At 32.6% G+C, this 19,277-nt stretch carries 15 protein-coding genes; 2 read left to right on the top strand and 13 right to left on the bottom strand.

Going from position 1 to position 19,277, the window contains the following annotated elements:
• Positions 1-9: 9 nt before the first annotated feature.
• On the bottom strand, positions 10-489 hold the full coding sequence (locus MOV50_RS08620) for a DUF4143 domain-containing protein (protein WP_321777502.1): 480 nt from the start codon (positions 487-489) through the stop codon (positions 10-12).
• Positions 473-1,276 carry an ATP-binding protein gene (locus tag MOV50_RS08615; protein WP_321777501.1) on the bottom strand — a complete coding sequence of 268 codons (804 nt, stop codon included), beginning with the start codon at positions 1,274-1,276 and terminating at the stop codon, positions 473-475. Before MOV50_RS08615 ends, MOV50_RS08620 begins: the two co-directional genes overlap by 17 nt.
• A gap of 104 nt (positions 1,277-1,380) precedes the next feature.
• On the opposite strand from MOV50_RS08615, the gene miaA reads away from it, so the two are divergent.
• Together miaA and MOV50_RS08605 are read left to right on the top strand one after the other, a co-directional pair.
• A complete protein-coding gene (gene miaA / locus MOV50_RS08610; RefSeq protein ID WP_321777500.1) occupies positions 1,381-2,274 on the top strand; it encodes a tRNA (adenosine(37)-N6)-dimethylallyltransferase MiaA in 894 nt (297 codons plus the stop codon).
• Positions 2,271-2,705 carry a phospholipase D-like domain-containing protein gene (locus MOV50_RS08605; protein ID WP_321777499.1) on the top strand — a complete coding sequence of 145 codons (435 nt, stop codon included), beginning with the start codon at positions 2,271-2,273 and terminating at the stop codon, positions 2,703-2,705. The genes miaA and MOV50_RS08605 overlap by 4 nt, the downstream gene beginning before the upstream one ends.
• On the opposite strand, the gene MOV50_RS08600 is transcribed toward MOV50_RS08605, so the two are convergent.
• Genes MOV50_RS08600 through MOV50_RS08550 form a run of 11 tightly spaced genes read right to left on the bottom strand, consistent with a single transcriptional unit; the run spans position 2,702 to position 19,274 of the window.
• The gene (locus tag MOV50_RS08600) at positions 2,702-5,074 is read right to left on the bottom strand and encodes a flagellar protein (RefSeq protein ID WP_321777498.1); all 2,373 of its coding nucleotides are present in this window, start codon (positions 5,072-5,074) and stop codon (positions 2,702-2,704) included. The genes MOV50_RS08605 and MOV50_RS08600 overlap by 4 nt on opposite strands.
• 35 nt (positions 5,075-5,109) lie before the next feature.
• Positions 5,110-6,618 carry an NADH-quinone oxidoreductase subunit NuoN gene (nuoN, locus tag MOV50_RS08595; RefSeq protein ID WP_321777497.1) on the bottom strand — a complete coding sequence of 503 codons (1,509 nt, stop codon included), beginning with the start codon at positions 6,616-6,618 and terminating at the stop codon, positions 5,110-5,112.
• Positions 6,618-8,171 (bottom strand): NADH-quinone oxidoreductase subunit M, encoded by a 1,554-nt coding sequence (locus tag MOV50_RS08590; RefSeq protein ID WP_321777496.1) that lies wholly within the window; start codon positions 8,169-8,171, stop codon positions 6,618-6,620. Before MOV50_RS08590 ends, nuoN begins: the two co-directional genes overlap by 1 nt.
• Positions 8,172-8,174: 3 nt before the next feature.
• Complete coding sequence (gene nuoL / locus MOV50_RS08585) at positions 8,175-10,097, bottom strand: NADH-quinone oxidoreductase subunit L (protein WP_321777495.1); 1,923 nt, start codon at positions 10,095-10,097, stop codon at positions 8,175-8,177.
• A 4-nt stretch (positions 10,098-10,101) separates the two neighbouring features.
• Positions 10,102-10,410, bottom strand: coding sequence for an NADH-quinone oxidoreductase subunit NuoK (gene nuoK / locus MOV50_RS08580; RefSeq protein WP_321777494.1), 309 nt, complete (start codon positions 10,408-10,410; stop codon positions 10,102-10,104).
• Positions 10,407-10,982: an NADH-quinone oxidoreductase subunit J gene (locus MOV50_RS08575; protein ID WP_321777493.1), complete on the bottom strand. Its 576-nt coding sequence runs from the start codon at positions 10,980-10,982 to the stop codon at positions 10,407-10,409. Before MOV50_RS08575 ends, nuoK begins: the two co-directional genes overlap by 4 nt.
• 11 nt (positions 10,983-10,993) lie before the next feature.
• Positions 10,994-11,608 carry an NADH-quinone oxidoreductase subunit NuoI gene (nuoI, locus tag MOV50_RS08570; RefSeq protein WP_321777492.1) on the bottom strand — a complete coding sequence of 205 codons (615 nt, stop codon included), beginning with the start codon at positions 11,606-11,608 and terminating at the stop codon, positions 10,994-10,996.
• A 10-nt stretch (positions 11,609-11,618) separates the two neighbouring features.
• A complete protein-coding gene (gene nuoH / locus MOV50_RS08565; RefSeq protein ID WP_321777491.1) occupies positions 11,619-12,605 on the bottom strand; it encodes an NADH-quinone oxidoreductase subunit NuoH in 987 nt (328 codons plus the stop codon).
• Positions 12,606-12,608: 3 nt separating this feature from the next.
• Positions 12,609-15,098, bottom strand: coding sequence for an NADH-quinone oxidoreductase subunit G (locus MOV50_RS08560; protein ID WP_321777490.1), 2,490 nt, complete (start codon positions 15,096-15,098; stop codon positions 12,609-12,611).
• The gene (locus tag MOV50_RS08555) at positions 15,091-17,280 is read right to left on the bottom strand and encodes a 2Fe-2S iron-sulfur cluster-binding protein (RefSeq protein ID WP_321777489.1); all 2,190 of its coding nucleotides are present in this window, start codon (positions 17,278-17,280) and stop codon (positions 15,091-15,093) included. Before MOV50_RS08555 ends, MOV50_RS08560 begins: the two co-directional genes overlap by 8 nt.
• Entirely contained in the window at positions 17,277-19,274 is a 1,998-nt protein-coding gene (locus MOV50_RS08550; protein WP_321777488.1) for an FAD-dependent oxidoreductase, read from the bottom strand. The genes MOV50_RS08555 and MOV50_RS08550 overlap by 4 nt, the downstream gene beginning before the upstream one ends.
• Between the last annotated feature and the right edge of the window lie 3 nt (positions 19,275-19,277).

The following is a 19,277-nucleotide window of genomic DNA, read 5'->3' as shown; positions in this document are numbered from 1 at the left end:
GGATTATCACTAGTTAGCATGTAAAGTTAATAAATATTTATCAATACTAACTACTTTCACATTATCAATTGTTTCATCGGTATCGTAAGTAATGAGTTGAAATTTCTCTTTATCATTTTTTTTGAAATGCTTAAATGCATTTAGTTCCCTTTTTTTTGTTTTATCATCACTTATATCATAAGAGACTTGTGTTAAAACTCCTTTAGTAAAAAAATCTATCTCATAAGTGTCTTTTAGATAACTTACTTGTTTATCTTTTTGATTAAGTGTCATAAAAACTAAATTTTCTATTGAAGCACCTAGATTTTTAGAGTGTTTTGGTGCTATTTGTAAAAAGCCATTATCAAGTGCGTAAATCTTTTTTGTAGATTTTATCTTCTCTTTTTGTTTGTTATGAAATTTATCTATCCTCTTTAGTAAAAAAACATCTTCAAAGTAATTTATATACTCTTTTATACTTTTATCACTAATGTTAAAAGTTTTTGCCAATGTTGTATAGTTTAAAATACCTGTGATATTTGATAAAAGATAGAAAAAAGAGCCTCTCTAATACCTCAGAGTTTCGTATCTTATATCTTGGAACTATATCTTGATATAAAATATTTTTTGCATAACTAATGAGTATCTCTTTTTTTATTGTCTCATTTTCAATTTCAAAAACTTCAAAAAAACCACCCCATTTGATATACTCATCCATAGCTCTTTTAATATCTATTTTATTTTTAACTTGAGCATATTCACTACTACAATCAATCTCTTTATAATCTAAAAATTCTTTAAAAGTAAATGTATCAAGATGTATATTTAAACTTCTTCCACTCAAAAGTGTGTTTAAATCATTTGATAACATAGAAGAGTTTGAACCAGTAATTATGAACTTTATATCGCTACTTTCATACTTACTCTTTATGTAAACTTGCCAGTTCTCAAAAAATTGAATCTCATCTAAAAATATATAAATTTTACCTTTAGGATTTATAAACTTAATATACTCTTCATAGATAGTATTTAAGTAGTCTGCATTATGCCTATGTTCTAAAAAATATGGCTGTTCTAAATTTACAAAAAGTATATTTTTAGGCTCAACTCCATCGTTGATAAGATAATCTATAGCTAATCTAGCTAAAGTACTCTTACCACATCTACGAATTCCAGTAATTGTAATAATCTGTTTTAAAGGTAGATACTCTATAAGTGTTTGTAATTTTTCTCTTTTTATAGATGTCTCTTTTACTCCATTCCAATGATAATTCTGTTCAATGAGTATATTTTTCATTATATATTCCTATATATGCTATTTATTAGTAAGTGTACTTCTTTATTATAGCATATTTAAGTGATATGTAAATCTATAATTTAATAATGTGCTATAGTTTCATCATGAATAAAGAGATAAAGCAACTTGCAATCATAGGACCAACAGCATCTGGAAAGACAGATTTAGCTATAAAAACTGCAAAAAGTATAGATGCTTATATACTTTCCATAGATTCTCTTAGCATCTACAAAGAGATAGATATAGTTTCTGCAAAACCATCAAAAGTAGAGATGCAAGGCATAAAACACTTTGGTATAGATGTTCTAAATCCAAATGAGCATTTTGGGGTTGACATACTTATAGATATTTATAAAGAGGTTAAAGAACTCTGCGAAAAAAATAAAAAAAACCTTATCATCGTTGGTGGAACATCTTTTTATTTGAAATCACTTTTAAATGGACTTTCAATTCTTCCTCATATGAATAAAAAAGTTAAAGAAAAAGTAACATTCAAACTAAAAAATCTTCAAAAAACTTATGATGACTTATTAAAAATAGACCCTTTATATATGTCAAATATAAACTGCTCAGATGCGTACAGAATTGAAAAAGCTTTACTTATTTATGAAGCTTCTGGCATCTGTGCAAGTGAATGGTTTAAAAAGAATCCACCAAAACCAATCATCCAAAATTTAGATATTTACAATATTGAAGTTAAAAGAGATATTTTAAGACAGCGCATAGCAAAAAGAACTAAGCAGATGCTTCGTCTTGGTCTGATAGATGAAGTTTGCCTCTTAGAGAAGAAATATACAAGACTCCCAAATTCTATGGGAGCTATCGGTATAGTAGAAGTTTTACAATATTTAGACGGTTACACATCAAAAGATGAGATGATTCAAAACATCTCAACTCATACAGCACAACTTGCAAAAAGACAAGATACCTTTAACCGTACTCAGTTTGAAAATATAACATCAGACTCACTTAAAGAACTGGAAAAACTACTTACATGAAACTATTTTTAATACTACTATTATCTATCAATTTATATGCACAAAACACTCTTTATTTTTTCCCAAAAGATGGGCAAAAGGCTATAAAACATATAGAAAAATTAATCAAAAATTCTAACAATTCCATTAATATAGCTATGTATAATTTTGGATATAAAAAATTTGCTAAACTTTTAAATAAAGCTCATAAGAGAGGAGTTAAAATCAATATCTATTATGATAAAAAAACTGTTGACTTTAAAAATATAGAGGCAAAAAAGTTAGACAAAAAGCTTCATACTAAACTAGCTATTTTTGATAAAAAAATAGTTGTTTTTGGAAGCCCAAACTGGACTAAAAAAAGTTTTAAAGAAAATTATGAGGTTTTATATATTACGAATGATAAAAAAATTGTCTTAAAATTTAATAATTTTTTTAAAAGTTTAGACTAATTTTCCTTAGCACCTTCGGCTAGTTTTGCCCATGCTGAGTTTGGATCAGCATCTATGGCTTCTTGATAAGCAATTTGAGCTTCTTCACCTCTCCATAGTTTTTCATTAACAGTTCCAAGCAGATACTTTTGTCTTGCTCTATCATTTTTACTTAATTTCAAACTGTTTAATGATTTTATAACCTCTAAGGCTCTGTTATAATCTTCTTTATTTGTGTAAGTTTGATAAAGCGTAAACTCAACAAATGGGCTTTGAGCATAAGACTCAGATGCTTTTTGTATACTCATAACTTCTTGTGCGTATTGCATTACTATATTATCATCATTTTTCTGAGAACCGACACTCATAACGGCTATATATCTCTCGATATCTTTATAACTTTTACCAAATACTTTTTGTACTTTAACTATCGCTTTTATCATTTTTTCGCTTTTTTCAAGTCGCTGATAAGTATCAAATACAATTCTATAAACATCTTTATATTTTGAATCTTTATCATCTTTTATGAGAAGCAGTAGCTCTTGAGAGGCTTTAACAACATCACTATAACTTCCAGTAGCAAAATCAACTTTTATGTAACGATAAAGCCATTTTTTTCTAACTTCTATATTTTTTGATTTTAAATTTTTACTTGTTATTTTTTTTGCAAGTAAAAAGTCCGCACCTTTCATAGCACATTCATAGATGCCATCGTCCCACTTATCAGATAAAGAGATGGAATATTGACTTGCTATACTTAAAACTTTTTCACATTTTGTTGTTTGTAAGGCATGTTTCATTGCACCTAAAGCAGCGTCGTTGAGTATATTTTTTGTATCAGGATATGTAGTAACATCTAGGTTAAGTAAAGAGTCTTTAAATTCTAAAACATCATCATACATCTCATTTTCACACATAAGTTTTGCTTTTTCATAAATAGCTCTATTTCCTATACTATCATTAGCGTAAGTAACAATCAAAGAATTATAATCACTAATCTTAGTAGTTACATTTGCATCACTCTCATCAAAAAATAAAGAATCTTTTGCAACTTGTACCTCATTATCATATAAACCATCTGGAAATATTTCAAAGTATTTATTAACTGCTACTAAAGCTTCTTGTTTTTTAGGGGTTTTTGCCAACCAAATAGCTACATTTTTAAGTAAACTTTCATAATAATCATCATTTATATCAAGTGAATCTACTAAAGCTTGAGCAATAGATGCCGCACTAAAATACTCACCGGCATCTGTAAATAATTCTATCATATCTAATGATTTTTCATATTTAGAAGCAAATAAATCAGGTTTTGCTTTTACAATCTTTGCTATATATTTATTTGCTTCTTTGCTGTGTTCGTTGCTTATGTTGTAAAGTGCTAGTTTATATGCTGCTGTTGCTGCTATTTCTAAACTAGCAGTTTCATGTAAGGCCTTTTTATAGTACTCTATAGCCTTTGTTTGTGAACCACCATCTTCTAGCATTTCCCCTTTGTAGATATAACCCCATTTTGAATAAGGAGAGTCTTTATGCTCACTAAAAAGTCTGTCAAAAAAATAATCAGCTTGAGAGTTTAAGCCATTTAAAGCATACGACCTAGCTGAAAGTGCTAAAACTTCTGCAACATTTTCATCAGAAGAGTATTCTCTTAAATAAATTTTTGAAGAGTCTATTACACTATCATCATTTTTAAGTTTCGCACTTACCCTAATCTTGTAATATAAAAATTCTGCTGTAAAAAGAGAAGTTGGAAATTCAAGCATAACATCTTCTATAACATCTAAACACATTTCATATTTTTTTTCTTTATAATATTGTTTTATTTTTAGATAATCACTCACATCTCCAACATTTTTTATATGTACCGGATTGCCTTTCATATCTAGACTTCCAACATACGGCAACTTATCTTTAGAAAGAAAAAATGGGAAATTTATTGCCATATCAGATGGCTCATCTTTTTGTAAATACGGAATTTTTTTGTTATACCCAATTATCATCCATCTGCTTGATAATTTTGCGTTTGCTGTAAAAACTTCATCATCTTTACTTAAATCAAACACAACAGGAAATAATTTTATTTTTTTGTATGGAGTAATAATGATAAAAAAAGTTTTTTTCTTTATTTCGGTCTGAATATTAAAAAAATCATTTTGTAAAGGTTTAAATTTTTTAGAAGGAGATTTAGAAAAAGCACAAACAATTTTTGAAACTTCATCAAAATCATTTTTTATCTCTTGGCATAAAAATTTATTTTCATCTTTTATATGAAGTGTTGAGTAGTTTTGGAAGTTATCTTTAGCCCCTTGAAGTCTTATATCAAGGGCAAAGAGTGTAGATGCGTATAGATTTAAAAACAAGAGTAAAGAAAACAATAGTTTAAACAAATTCTTTTCCTTATCTCTTCATAATTTATAAAATTCTAATACCCACTTTTATATACAAGTGCGGTAACAAACTCTAGAACTGGATTTACTATAATAAAAGCAAATATAGTTCCCACTACTGCAAAACCAATAATAGTTTTTAGAGGAAGAGTTGCATTTGAAACAAATACACTACCATCTTTATTTATAACTGGGTCTTTCATAAACATAAACACTATAAGTTTTAAGTAATAATATCCAGCTATCGCAGAGTTAAGTGCCATAATAAGGGCTAAGACTGTATAACCACCAGTTACTGCTGAACTAATCATATATATCTTACCCCAAAACAATGCAAATGGAGGTAAACCTGCTAATGAAAGCATAAATAGTCCCATAATTATAGCTGCCATTGGTGATGTTTGTATCATACCTGCAAACTTATTAAAACTGTGGTCTGAACTTTGATGAGCGGGTAGATGTTTTTGACGAGAAATCCATAACATACTAAATGCACCAAGGTTAGTAAAACTAAATAAAATCCAGTATAAAAACAAGGCACTATTTGATTGTGTTGTTCCTATTAAGATAGCTGCCATTACAAAACCAGCGTGAGAGATTGAACTATATGCCAACATTCTTTTAACATCAGTTTGAACCAATGCCCAAATATTTGCAAATGTCATAGTAATAACAATAATAATATAAAGTATAACTTCTAACCAAATAACTCCACTATGAATTAAAAACTCAAAGATTCTCATAGTAACTACAAATACCGCAATTTTTGGAACGATTGACATAAAACCTGCCATCGCAGCACTTGCACCTTCGTAAACATCAGGTGCCCAAGTATGAAATGGAACAAGAGAAAGTTTAAAGCCTAAAGCAGCTAATAAGAACACTGTTCCTACAAGAACAAAACCAATATCAACATAACCATTAGCAGCTAAAACAGCTGAAATTTGATTTAGTTCGATAGAGCCTGTAAGCGCGTAAAATACCATAGACCCAAAACTAAAGAAACCTGCAGCCAAAGCACCCATTGTAAAATACTTAACAGCCGCTTCAAAGGACTTGTCACGGTTGTGCATCGCTATAAGCGTGTAAAGTGCTAAAGACGCAGTTTCAAGACCTACAAAAATCAAGATTAGGTTGTCTGTTGCTACCATAAACTGGAAGCCACCTAACATAAACAAGAAAAGTGCGAAAAATTCTGGATAAGAAAATTCATGAAATCTTTTATGTGTTAATGCTAAAGGAATAAAAAGTAAAGATGCCCCAACAATAATAAGTTGAGAAATAATTGCCAAACCATCTATAAGCATTACATCAAAAACACCCATAACAGTTCCATCGGTGTTAAATATGCCAGCTGATTCTAAAATAGCTCCCAGATCAATTAAAAGGAATAAAAGACTTATCATTACGAATAATGTTTTATCTAGTCCACCTTTAAATATGTCTATAACTAAGATTAACAAAGCACCAATAATCGGTATAAGCATTGGTGCGAGAGTCATAAGATTTAATGACTCTAATGATACATTTACTGGTTCTAACATTAGTGTACCTCCTTAGTTGAAGTTTTCGTAATTATTATCTCTGATTTTATATCAGGTATTCTTCTTTTTGCTTCTGGTGTTACAGCTTTATCATGCATAAGCTGAACAATAGACTCTACCGAGTTACTGATTGGTCCTAAAACTGGTTTAGGATATATACCTAACCAAATAGTGATAATCACTAAAGGAATTAAAGCAATTAATTCTCTTTTGTTTACATCAGGTAAATTTCTATTTTTCTCATTTGTAACTTCACCAAAAAACATCTTTTTATAAGCTGCTAACATATAGATAGCACCAACAATAATAGCAATTCCTGCTAAAAGAGTTAAGATATGTGACTGTTGATAAAAACCTAAAAGGCTTAAGAACTCTCCAACAAAGTTTATAGTCAGAGGAAGACCAACTGATGCCATAAGCATAATTCCAAAGATAGTTGCGTATCTAGGCATAACATGCGCTAAACCACCGAAATCTCTCATCATCTTAGTATGTCTTCTGTCATAAATAACACCAACAAGTAAGAACAAAGCACCCGATACAACACCATGAGCAATCATTAAAAAGATTGAACCTGAGATACCTTCAACATTTAATGCAAAAGTACCAAGGATAATAACACCCATATGTGAAACAGAAGAGTAAGCAACAACTTGTTTAATATCTTCTTGCGCATAGGCTACCATAGCAGTATAAACAATCATAATGATTGCAAGTATGGCAATTGGGAACATAAAGAACACAGATGCATCTGGGAACAATGGTAATGAAAAACGGATAAATGCGTATGTACCCATTTTCAGTAAAATAGCAGCAAGTATTACCGAACCAATAGTTGGTGCTTGACCGTGAGCGTATGGTAACCAAGTGTGAAATGGAAACATAGGCACTTTGATAGCAAAACCAAAGAAAAAGGCAACAAACAACCAAAGTTGGAAAGTTTCAGGCAAGATAAGTCTATACCAATCAAGTATTGCAAAACTCCAAACACCTGTTGCTTGATAGTAAAAATATGCCATAAACAACATACCTACAAGCATTACTAAAGAACCTGTAAAAGTGTATAGGAAAAATTTAACTGAAGCGTAAATTCTTCTTGGTCCACCCCATGCACCAATGATATATAACATTGGAACAAGAGAAAATTCCCAAAATAGGTAAAACACTATTGCATCTAGAGCGAAAAAAACACCAACCATAGTCATCTGTAAAAACAAAAGTGTTATGATAAGATATTTTACATTTTTAGTATCGCTTAGAGATGCGATACCTATAAAAGTAAAGAACGCTGCTAAAACTACAATAAATAAAGAGATGCCATCTACACCTAAAATATAGTTAATTCCAAAAGCAGGAACCAATGGTGCATGCTCCATAAATTGCATTCCTGAAACACTTGGATCAAAAGAGAACCAAAGGATTAAAGAAAGAACAAACTCTATAAAGGCAACTGCTGTACCATATGCACGCATACTGTCTTTTGCAACTGCAAAACCAAATATACCTGCTAACGCTGGAAAGAAAATTAAAATTGATAAAATATTATCTAACATCTATTAAACTCCTAAACCTGATAAAAGCAACTTAATGTCTTCAGGGTGACTTGCTGCAAAAGCAAAAACTACAGCTAGTGACAATAAGACAACAAGACCTACTACCATCCACTTAAGCATAGTAGAAAGATTACCACTTTGCATTCCTCGTGTACCTTCTCCAGCAGAATAAAAAATATTTGCTACGCCATCAACAGATGCATCAACGATTTTTTGATCAACTTGTTTCCAAAGAACTGTTGATAATTCTCTATATGGTTTTACTAAATACTCTTCATATATATAAGGTATAAAATATTGATTTCTCAAAAGTGTATAAATAAATGTTTGCTCTAGGGCTGATGTACCATCTGGAACTTTTATATTGTTATGCGCATATTTTTTATACGCAAAAAGAATTGCAGCAGCTACGAAAAGTTGTGTTCCAATAGTCATTATCCAATATGTTAAAGCACTATGAATATGGTACTCAGTTGCAGGAAGAACTGCTGTAACCATTTCAAAATAAGTCATTTTAAATGAACCTGCAATTATTGCAAGTAGTAAAAGTGGACTCATTCCAACTAACATAAACTTATATGCTTCATGTGGATGAATACCAAAGAGTTTATATCTCTCTTCACCATGAAAGATTAATGCGATTAATCTAAATGAATAGAATGCTGTTAGACCTGCTGTAAATAACAATACAGAATATATAATGTAATGATTATCAACAAAAGCAACTTCAAGAATTAGATCTTTTGAAAAGAACCCAGCAAATGGAAAGATTCCCGCTAATGCGATAGATGCGAGAGTCATCATTATAAATGTACCTCTCATTGTCTTTTTAAGTCCACCCATTTTAAATGGGTCAAGTTCATTATCCATCGCGTGCATAACATTACCAGCACCAAGAAACAGAAGTGCTTTAAAGAATGCGTGAGCCATAAGGTGAAATAGTGCAACCCAATAAGCTCCAAGACCTGCTGCTGCAAACATATAACCTAACTGTGATAGTGTCGAGTAAGCAATGATTTTTTTCATATCACGATTTACAAGAGCCATAGATGCTGCGAAGATTGCAACAAATGCACCAAGAGAAGCTATGAAAAGTCCAACATGTGGAATTAAATCATACAGTGGACTAGCACGAACTACTAAGTAAACACCTGCAGTAACCATAGTCGCAGCATGAATTAGAGCTGAAACAGGAGTAGGACCTTCCATCGCATCTGCTAACCAAGTGTGGAGTGGAAATTGTGCTGATTTACCCATAGCACCGATAAATAAGAAAATACCCATCCATGTTAGCGTTTCATTATCTAGTGCAGGCATCGCAGCAAAAGCTTCTGCATACTGAAGTGTTCCAGTATTCCAGTAAACTAAAAAGATTCCGATTAACATTCCAAGGTCAGCTATACGGTTCATAATGAAAGCTTCATTAGCTGCCCAAGTAGCACTCTCTTTGTGATACCAAAAACCAATAAGTCCCCAAGAACAAAGACCAACACCTTCCCAACCGATGAAAAGACCTGCAAAGTTATCACTCATAACAAGAATTAGCATTGAGAAAACAAATGCTGATAACCAAGCAAAAAATCTGTTAAAAGACTTATCATGGTCCATATAGCCAATAGCATAAATATGCACAACAGTTGAAACTAAACTAACAACCATCATCATTGTAACACTCACTTGGTCAACTACAAAACCAAAAGGAATATATAAATTTCCTGTTTCCATCCAAGTCATCAACTCAACATGAACACTCTGTCCTGTTGTGAGCACATGAACTAAAAGTACTGTACTGCTTAAAAAAGATACTCCAAGCAAAGCACTTGGAATAATTCCAGCTATTATTGTTTTAGGAGATGCCGCAAAAAGTGCAGCAAATAAAGAACCTACTAATGGTGAAAATAGTGCAATATATAAAAATATTTCCATTTATCTACCCTCTCATCGTTGACATTGATTCTAGGTCAATATTATTATGTCGTTTATGCCAAACAATTAAAAGACCAAGTCCAACAGCAACTTCACTAGCAGCGATTGCGATTACAAAAAATGCAAACATTTGTCCAGTTAAGTCACCGTAATAGTGTGAAATCGCAGCAAAAGAAATATTTACAGAGTTTAGTAATATCTCAATTGCGAAAAACAGCATTAAAAGGTTCTTTCTTCTCATTACACCTATTAAACCAATAGAAAATAAAATTGTAGAAAGTACAAGATAGTGATTTAGTCCTATTTCCATCATAAAAGTACCTTTTTATTTTTGTCTTTTTTCAAATCTTTAATCTCAGCATCACTCATAAGAGTAAGAGAAAGATCCATCTTTTTCCCTGCTAGAACAATCCCTGAAACCATCGCTACAAGTAACATAACAGCAGCAACTTCAAAAGGAACAAGATACTTTGTAAAAAGAACTAAACCTATCTCTTGAGTATTTCCAGCACCTTCTACCATTGGATAAAAAGCTTTGATGTTATCTCCTACTATTGGAGCAGCGAAAATCAAAACAACCAAAACAGCCGCTAATGTAGATAAACCTGTAATCAAATACTTGTTCCCCTGTTTCTCTTTTAGATCTCTTGTCGTGTCAAAAAACATCATACCAAAAGCATAAAGAGCCATTACAGCACCAGAATAAACAACTATTTGTACTGCACCTAAAAAGTCAGCACCTAGTATAAAGAAAAATGCTGATATAAAAATCATTCCTGCTGCTAACGCCGTAAGAGCGTATAACGCTTGTGATGTTGTTACAGTTATCCAAAACATCGCTATCGTTAAAAAAGCAAACAGATAAAAAGCAATCGCTTCAAACATACCCAAACTCCTTAATATGCGAGAGGTGTTTTTACAACACGCTCATCTTCATGTGGTGTTATTGCACCAAAACCTTCAAACTCAACTTGAGTACCTGCTTTCATAACATCAAGTGGTGTCAGCATATCTGCAAAATCCACATAATGTTCTCTTTGATCACTTGCATTTTCATATCTACCACCATGAGTGATAGCTAACTCTGGACAAACTTCTGCACAATATCCACAAAAGATACAACGACCTAAGTTTATAGTGTAGTCCGTTACTTCTTTACGAGAGTTTTTGTCTATCTTTGTATCCATTTTGATACAGTTTGATATACAAATTTTTTCACAAAGTCCACAACCGATACATCTCTCAGCATCTGATTCCCATAATCTTTTCATCTCATGAACAGCTCTATATCTTGGACCTATTGGCATTTTTTCTTCAGGATAGCTAATTGTATGTTTTTTAAACCAAATCAACTCTCTCATTACAACACCAAGACCAACAAAAAGTTCAAGTCTAAAAGTTCTTTTTAAAACTCTTTTAAATTTATCCCATGGTTCTGTTGGATAATCATCAATATCTACCATAAAGTATTCGTTAGAAATTTCTCTATCATTAAATTGTTCGTTTTTCATCATTACCCCCTTACATCAATACTATTGCAGTTACTAAAATATTTAATACTGCGATTGGCATTAATACTTTCCAACATAACCACATTAATTGGTCTGGTCTTACATCTGGCCAAGCAGCTCTTGTCCATAAAAAGAAAAAGAAGAAAAATGACATTTTTCCAAGAAGTCCAAGTGCACCTAAGAAACTTCCATCTCCATAACCACCTAAGAAAAGTAAAGGTATTACAAAAGAGATAAAGAACATATTTGCATACTCACCGATGAAGAAAAGCCCCCATCTCATACCAGAGTACTCTGTACCAAAACCATCAATAATCTCATGGTCATTTGCAATAAGATGAAATGGTGTTCTACCAGTTTCAGCAAAAGCAGCTATCCAAAACAATATAAAGGCAACAGGTTGAGTCCAAATAATCCAGTCCATAATTCCACCAGCTTGATACTCATTAAAATCTATTAGAGATAATGAACCAACTAACATAATCGGTGCTAAAATTGAAAGACCTGTAACTACTTCATACGAAATAAAAACAGCCGCGCCCCTTGCAGCAGAAAGTAGTGCAAACTTATTTGCACTCGCCATACCACCTAGAAGTGGACCATAAAGACCAACTCCCATAATTCCTAAAATATATAAAATACCAATATTTATATCTGCAACAATTGGATGTACTTCATAACCAAAGATTGTAAATGATGGTAAAAATGGAATCGCAGCCGCTGCCATAAATGCAGTTGCGGCTGTTATAACAGGTGCAATCTTAAAGATAGGTGCTACTACATTTGTTGGGATAATATCCTCTTTTGTAAAAAGTTTTACCCCATCTGCTGCTACTTGAAGTAATCCATAAGGACCAACATTCATTGGTCCAAGACGCCGTTGCATAAATGCAAGGATTTTACGCTCAAAGTAAGTTCCTATACCTGCAAGTGCAGAAAAGACAAGTAAAACTACAACGATTTTTATAACCGTTTCAATTAAATATGCTGTTTCCATATATTACACCTTTTGTATCGAAGCTGTTGCAAAACGGTAACCGCTAAACAGAGCCTCTGAATTTATTTTAGAATCAAATGTTGGAAGTATTGCAATACTACCAGCTATTTTATTATCGCTAATGATATTAAGAACAATTTCTGCCTTATCATTTTTAACTCTCACACTATCCCCTTCATTTAACTCTGAATTCCCTAGAAATTCTTCACTCATATAAAGCCCTGCAACTTCATCAAGATTTGTAGTTTTATTTGTAAAATCAGTAAATTGCCTTACAGGATTCCCAAGATAAATAAGAGTACCTTGCAGTTTTTCATCAGTTAAGTTTTCTACAACTTGATTAGTGCTTCTGTTAACTTTTACATTATCTAAAAGATAACCTCTAACTTCTGTGCCATCATTTTCATAATGATTTGGAAGACTATCAAAAGTTTGAGTTTTAAACCCAGCATCTGTTGGAAGAGATTGTGTATAGTCAATCACATTTTTTGCATTCATCCCAAGTGCATTTGCTATGTCGTTTAACTCATACCCAGTATAAGGCAGTGCAGCATTTGTTGGATTTACTCTTTTGTTAATTGATGTAAGAGTTCCTTCTTGCTGATTGATGGCTGGCATATCAAGATCACCGTCACCTAGTGCAGATAAAGTAAAATCAGCTTTTGTGTTATAACCGATACTGTATTCTCCAGCTTCCCCGTCAAGCTCACAAATAAGCGCAACACCTAGAGAGTTTGTTAATGGAGGTATAATTGTTAACGATATATCACTACATTTCTCAATAAGTGCAACTAATCTTGCAAGATTTTTAGAGTTTGGATGATTATATAAATCTGGTCCAACTATCATAGCAAACGAGTCTTTTTTCTTAAGATTTTTTGTTAAAACTTCCATAAAGTTATCATCAGCACCTAAAAGAGTTAAAAGAGCATTATCATCAACTACTACTTCTTTAGAGATTTTTTTAGAAACCATTTTAGTTTTCTCTACTTCAACTTCTTCCTCTTCCCCTGTTTCTTTATTGACTTTCATCTCTTTAACAATCTCAACTACTTTTTCTTTTATAGTTTCTTCAACTGTTATAGTTTTTTCACTATGAAAAGATGCTAAATACTCAACAACTTTTTCAGGTAGTTTTTTTTTATCTCCAAACAAGTCTAAAACTAAATAAAGAGCTGCCTCTTCTTGAAGTGGAGCATGAGTAACAGTCATTATACTTTTTCCAAGTCCCTCTATAATAGGGTCCTTTACAGGATGAAAATATAAACCTGCACCTTTATTGACAGTCATAGAGTTATTTAGTGCATATCTTGCATTTGGATTATCACTCTTAAGTGCAGTTCCAACAGAGATAACAAAGTTCGATTTATGAGTTGCTTTTAAATCACTTCCCCAAAGTTTAGTTCCACTAACTTCACTATAATTTTTCAAAAATGTAGCAAAAGATTTTGCTTCATCGTTTATGAGTTTATATCCGTGTTTTTCTTTTAGAGATTGAAGTATGTAAGCTTCTTCATTTGTTATAGTTGAAGTAAATTTTATAGTATCTGCTTTTTTAAAAGCCTCAAGAGCAGATGCAAAGGCTTGTTCATCTTTAACTACATCTTTATTTTCATAATCAAAACCATATCTACCAGCACCACAAAGTGAAACGAAATTCCATTCATTCATAACACGATAAATTTTCTTATCTGGATTCTCAATACTAGTATGCTTAACATCATAAGTTATTTGACAACCAGCAGAACAGTGACCACAGGTTGCTGGAATTTGTTCTAGCTCCCAAGCATTTGTTTTATATACAAACTGAGTATCTACTAATGCTCCAACAGGACAAACAGAGGCACATTCTCCACAAGAAGTACAATCAAGAACATCAGTACCGTTTGTTAAACCAATCAAAGATTTGTTTAGCTTGTTCCACATTGCATAAGCATCTTTTGGCATCTCTTCTTTATACTCTGATTCTAGTGCATCTGCACCTCGTGGGATAGTTTTAAGAGAGTTATCACCTATCATATCTTTACATACTGTTGCACATCTTTCACAAACTATACAAAGCCCTGAGTTATACTGAAGATGTCCCCAATCATGAGTAGTTCGAGCTACATCTTTTACTGCAAAGTGTTGAGCATCTACACCCATGTCTAAAGTATAGTTTTGTAGTTCACATTCGCCTGATTGGTCACAAACACCACATTCAAGAGGATGATTCACATCATACACTTCCATAATTGCACGGCGTTCTTGCTCTATATTTTCTGTTGATGTCGTAATCTTCATGCCATCTTTTGATTTTGCATTACAAGCATAAGCTTGTTTACCATCAACTTCAACTAAACATAATCTACATGCAAGAGTTGGACTACATCTAGTTAGATAACAAATTGCAGGAATATATATATCATTTGCACGAGCGGCATTTAATATAAACTCTCCCTCTAAAGTTTGAACCTCTTTGTTATCGATTGTAATTGTAATATTGTCACCCATTTATAACCTCTATTTTAACTTGATTGTATCTATAGTTTGAAGATTTAGAATCCATAGAAAAGATTGGATTATAAGCCACTGTACCTTTCATATATTTATCTATCTTAAAGCGTCTGATAAATTCATCGCCATCAATACTAAACTTCACAGTATCTCCTGATTTAATTTTAGAACAAAGCGCAAACTGTTTTGAACCTATAAGTTCTTCTTTTGCTATTATCTGTTTGCAGTCTGAAGTAAATTCACTAAATTGATCCAATGGATTTCTTGCATAAACAACACTTCCATTAAACTCACCTAACTCTTCTACTTCATCTATTTTTGATCTTTTTTTGTTTGTTTTTGCTTCGATTTTGTAACCACGGTATGCTTTTCCAGAGTTGTCATAATAGTTATCTAAATTATCAAACTCTACTTCTTTAAAACCTAGTTTAGATGTATAATCAATAACATTTTGAGTCTTCACATCAAGTGCGTTTGCTATATCATTTAACTCATAACCATTATAAGATGCACCAGCATTTAAAAGAACTAAATCTTTATCAATATTTACAAATGTACCTTCTTGCTGATTTAGAGCAGGCATATCTAAGTCTCCATCGCCTTTTGCTTTTAAAGAAAAGTCTGCATTTACATTATAACCTAGAGTAAAACCATCTTCTTTTTCATCTAAATCACAAATCAGGCTAACACCTAAAGTATTTGTAACAGGAGGAATCACCATAACTTTAAAAGCAGTGTTTTTTTGTATATACGCTGCTATTAATGCTATGTTTTTTGCTCTTGGATGATTTATGATATCTTCACCTATAATAAGAACTGGATTATTTTTTCTTGCATAGTTATCTTTTAAAGTGTCTAATTCTTCTTCAGAAATATTACTTTCACCACTAAGATACCCAATATCAAGAGAATCAAAAAATTCTTCTTGATTTGATTTATCTTGCACAAAAACATCGGCTATCATTGCTAAAGCTGCTTCTTCACTTCCTACTTCATTTTTTATAAAAAGAGTAACCATATTTGCAACATCTTTTTCTTCAACAGGATGAATAGAAGAGATATAAGCCTTGTTATTTCCTACTGCTTGAGACAGTGCAAACTTTAAAATAGGGTTATCACTTTGAAGTGAACTTCCAACGCTTATAACAAAATCACTTTTCTTTAAATCATCAAGAGTTGCATTATAAAGAGTACTGTTAGCCATACTTTCAAAACTACTCATAAATTCTTGAAAGCTTCTAGCCTCTTCATTTACAAGGTTAAACCCTAGTTTTTTCTTTAAAAGATTTAATAAATATGCTTCTTCATTTGTTATAGTTGAAGTAAACACTACATTTTTAGCATTTGAAAAAGCCTCAACCGCTTTGTTAAATGCTAAAGTATCTTTTGATTTAACTTTGTTTTCATAATCAAAACCAAATCTACCCGCTCCACATAAAGATGTGAAGTCTGCCTCATTTGTAACTCTTTTAATATCGCCATCCTTTGATTCGTAATACAATGAACAAGCACTTGAACAGTGCGAACAACTTGAAGGAATCTTATCTAGTTCCCACGCATTTGATTTATATTTAAAATCTGTAGATGCCATAGCCCCAACAGGGCAAACAGAAACGCATTCTCCACACTCTATACAATTAGCCATATTTATCTCTATGCGAGATTTATATCCACCTGGTAAAATATAAAGAGCTTCTACTCCAACGATTTCATTACAAGCTGAAGTACATTTTTCACATAATATACAAAGAGCTGGGTCATAAGTATGAACTCCCCATTTCTTCTTTTTACGAGCTATATCACGAACTGCAAAATCTTGAACGCCTACATCAAACTCTAAAGTTTTGTTTTGTAAATCACACTCTCCACTTTTATCACATACTCCACACTGTAAAGGGTGGTTTACATTATAAAGTTTCATAATGTTTTGTCTTTCTTTATACAATGCATCTGAGTCTGTTGTAAATTTCGAACCTTCAGTTGGATTAGTATTACAACTTAATATAAATCCATCTACATTCTTTGCTTCAACAACACACATTCTACAAGATGCATTTGGTGTTGTTTTTGCGAGGTAACACATAGTAGGAATATATATATCTTCACGACGCGCAACTTGAAGTATGCTCTCGTTTTTTTCTGCTTCAACGCTGATTCCATTTATTTTAAAGTTAATCATGTTGCAACCATTGCGATGTAGTAACATCTCATACAGCGATTTGCTTCTGTTATAGCTTGTTCTTGAGTGAAACCAAAATTAACTTCTTTGTTATTATCTTTTCTGCTATCAACATCTAAAACTTCACTTTTTTGTCTAGGAACACCTGGTAGCCAACCTGTTATTTTTTCATTTTTATCATAAACACGCAAACTTTTTAAGTGGTCTTCCATGATTTCATCATCGCTTAGGGTAATTTCACCATTTTGAAGATATCTAAGCATTACTGATGTTCCGCGTTTTGCTTGACCAACAGCGTTAACAATTGTCATAGGACCATATTCACAATCTCCACTAGCAAAAACACCTTTGCGAGTTGTCATATAATCTTTACCATTTGTCTTAATCGTTCCCCAAGATGTCATGCCTATTTCCCATTCTGGAGGTAGAAGTGCAAGATCTGCTGATTGAGAAACCGCAGGGATTAAAAAATCTGTTTCTATAGTATAAGATGCACCTTCAACTTTTACAAGTTGTGCGCGACCGCCATCTGGGTCTGGAACTAACTCATATTTATCAACATCAAGTGATTTTAAAATGTTATCTTCATCAGTCATTTTACTTACTGCTGAGTGAAAAAGAAACTCTACGCCTTCTTCAACGGCTTCATGGTACTCTTCATAGGTCGTATTTCTTATGATTGTCTTTTCATCACGACGATAAATCATATAAACTTTTTTAGCATTTGCACGAATGGCACAGCGAACTACATCCATAGATGTAAATCCACCACCAACACAAACAACAGTTTTTCCTGTTAAATCAACTGCCTCTCCGATGCCATATTTGTCCCATAGATTAACTTGGTCAAGCATCTCTATAGCTGACCAATAACCTTCAACATCTTCTTTCTCATTATCACAACGAACTTTTTTACTTATTCTTGTTCCTGTTGCAACCATAATAGAATCATATTCTGTTTCAAATCTTCTCATATCATCTGCTGTGATTTTAGAATTAACAATAAAGTTAACATCCATATCTCTCACGCATTCTATATCTTGATTATATTTATCTATTGGCATTCTATATTCTGGAACACCTACTGCAACTTCTCCACCAAGGACTGGAAGTTCTTCATAAACATCAACTTCAACACCCTGGGCAGCCAAATAATAAGCAGTAGTCAAACCAGCAGGACCAGCTCCTATAACAGAAACTTTTTTGCCCATAGGTTTTTTCTTTTTCTTCATTGGATGATAAAAACCAAGTCCATGATCAGTCTCCCAATCAGCACCTAATCGTTTAAGCTCCATAATCGAAATAGGCTCATCAAGATTAGTTCTACGACAAGCATCTTCACAAGGATGAGGACAAACACGACCACAAACATGAGCAAGAGGCATTGTTTGACGAGTGGCCGCTAAAGATTCGTTAAAACGTAAATCTCTTACACCTTCTATATATGCTGGAATATCTACATGTGATGGGCACATATCAGTACATGGAGCAGTGATCTTAGCTATATAACTCACTTCTTGTGTGTAGTGTTTAGATGCTTTTTGATTATTGATACAATCCATAAATTCATCTTCAAAATGTGTCATTAAATCAATAATTGGATTAGGAACAGTTTTTCCTATCTCACATTTGGAAGTAAGTTGCATAGACTTACCAATTTCTTTTAAATGGTCCATATCAGCAACACAACCTTCTCCGCGAGCAATTTTATCCAACTGGTCATAAAGAATTCTTCCGCCCCATCTTCCAGGTGCGCATCTTCCACAAGCTTCTGAATACTCTTGGTACTGGGCAGCATACTCCATCGCTAAACGAATCACATCTACATCTTCATTAAATAATGCAACGCCATCCCAACCAATAAAGGCTTTAGAATCACGATGGTCATCGTATGTTGCTGGTAGATTATATGCTGATTCTTCCCACTCTTCTTGAGGTTTTCCAATATTATTTATCAGTTCCTCTTTCCAAGTAGAAAAATATACCTTACTCACAAT

Source organism: Sulfurimonas sp., assembly GCF_029027585.1.
Classification (GTDB): Bacteria; Campylobacterota; Campylobacteria; order Campylobacterales; family Sulfurimonadaceae; genus Sulfurimonas.
Note: the sequence above shows the minus strand (reverse complement) of the source record. Positions and strands in the feature narration are given on the sequence as shown.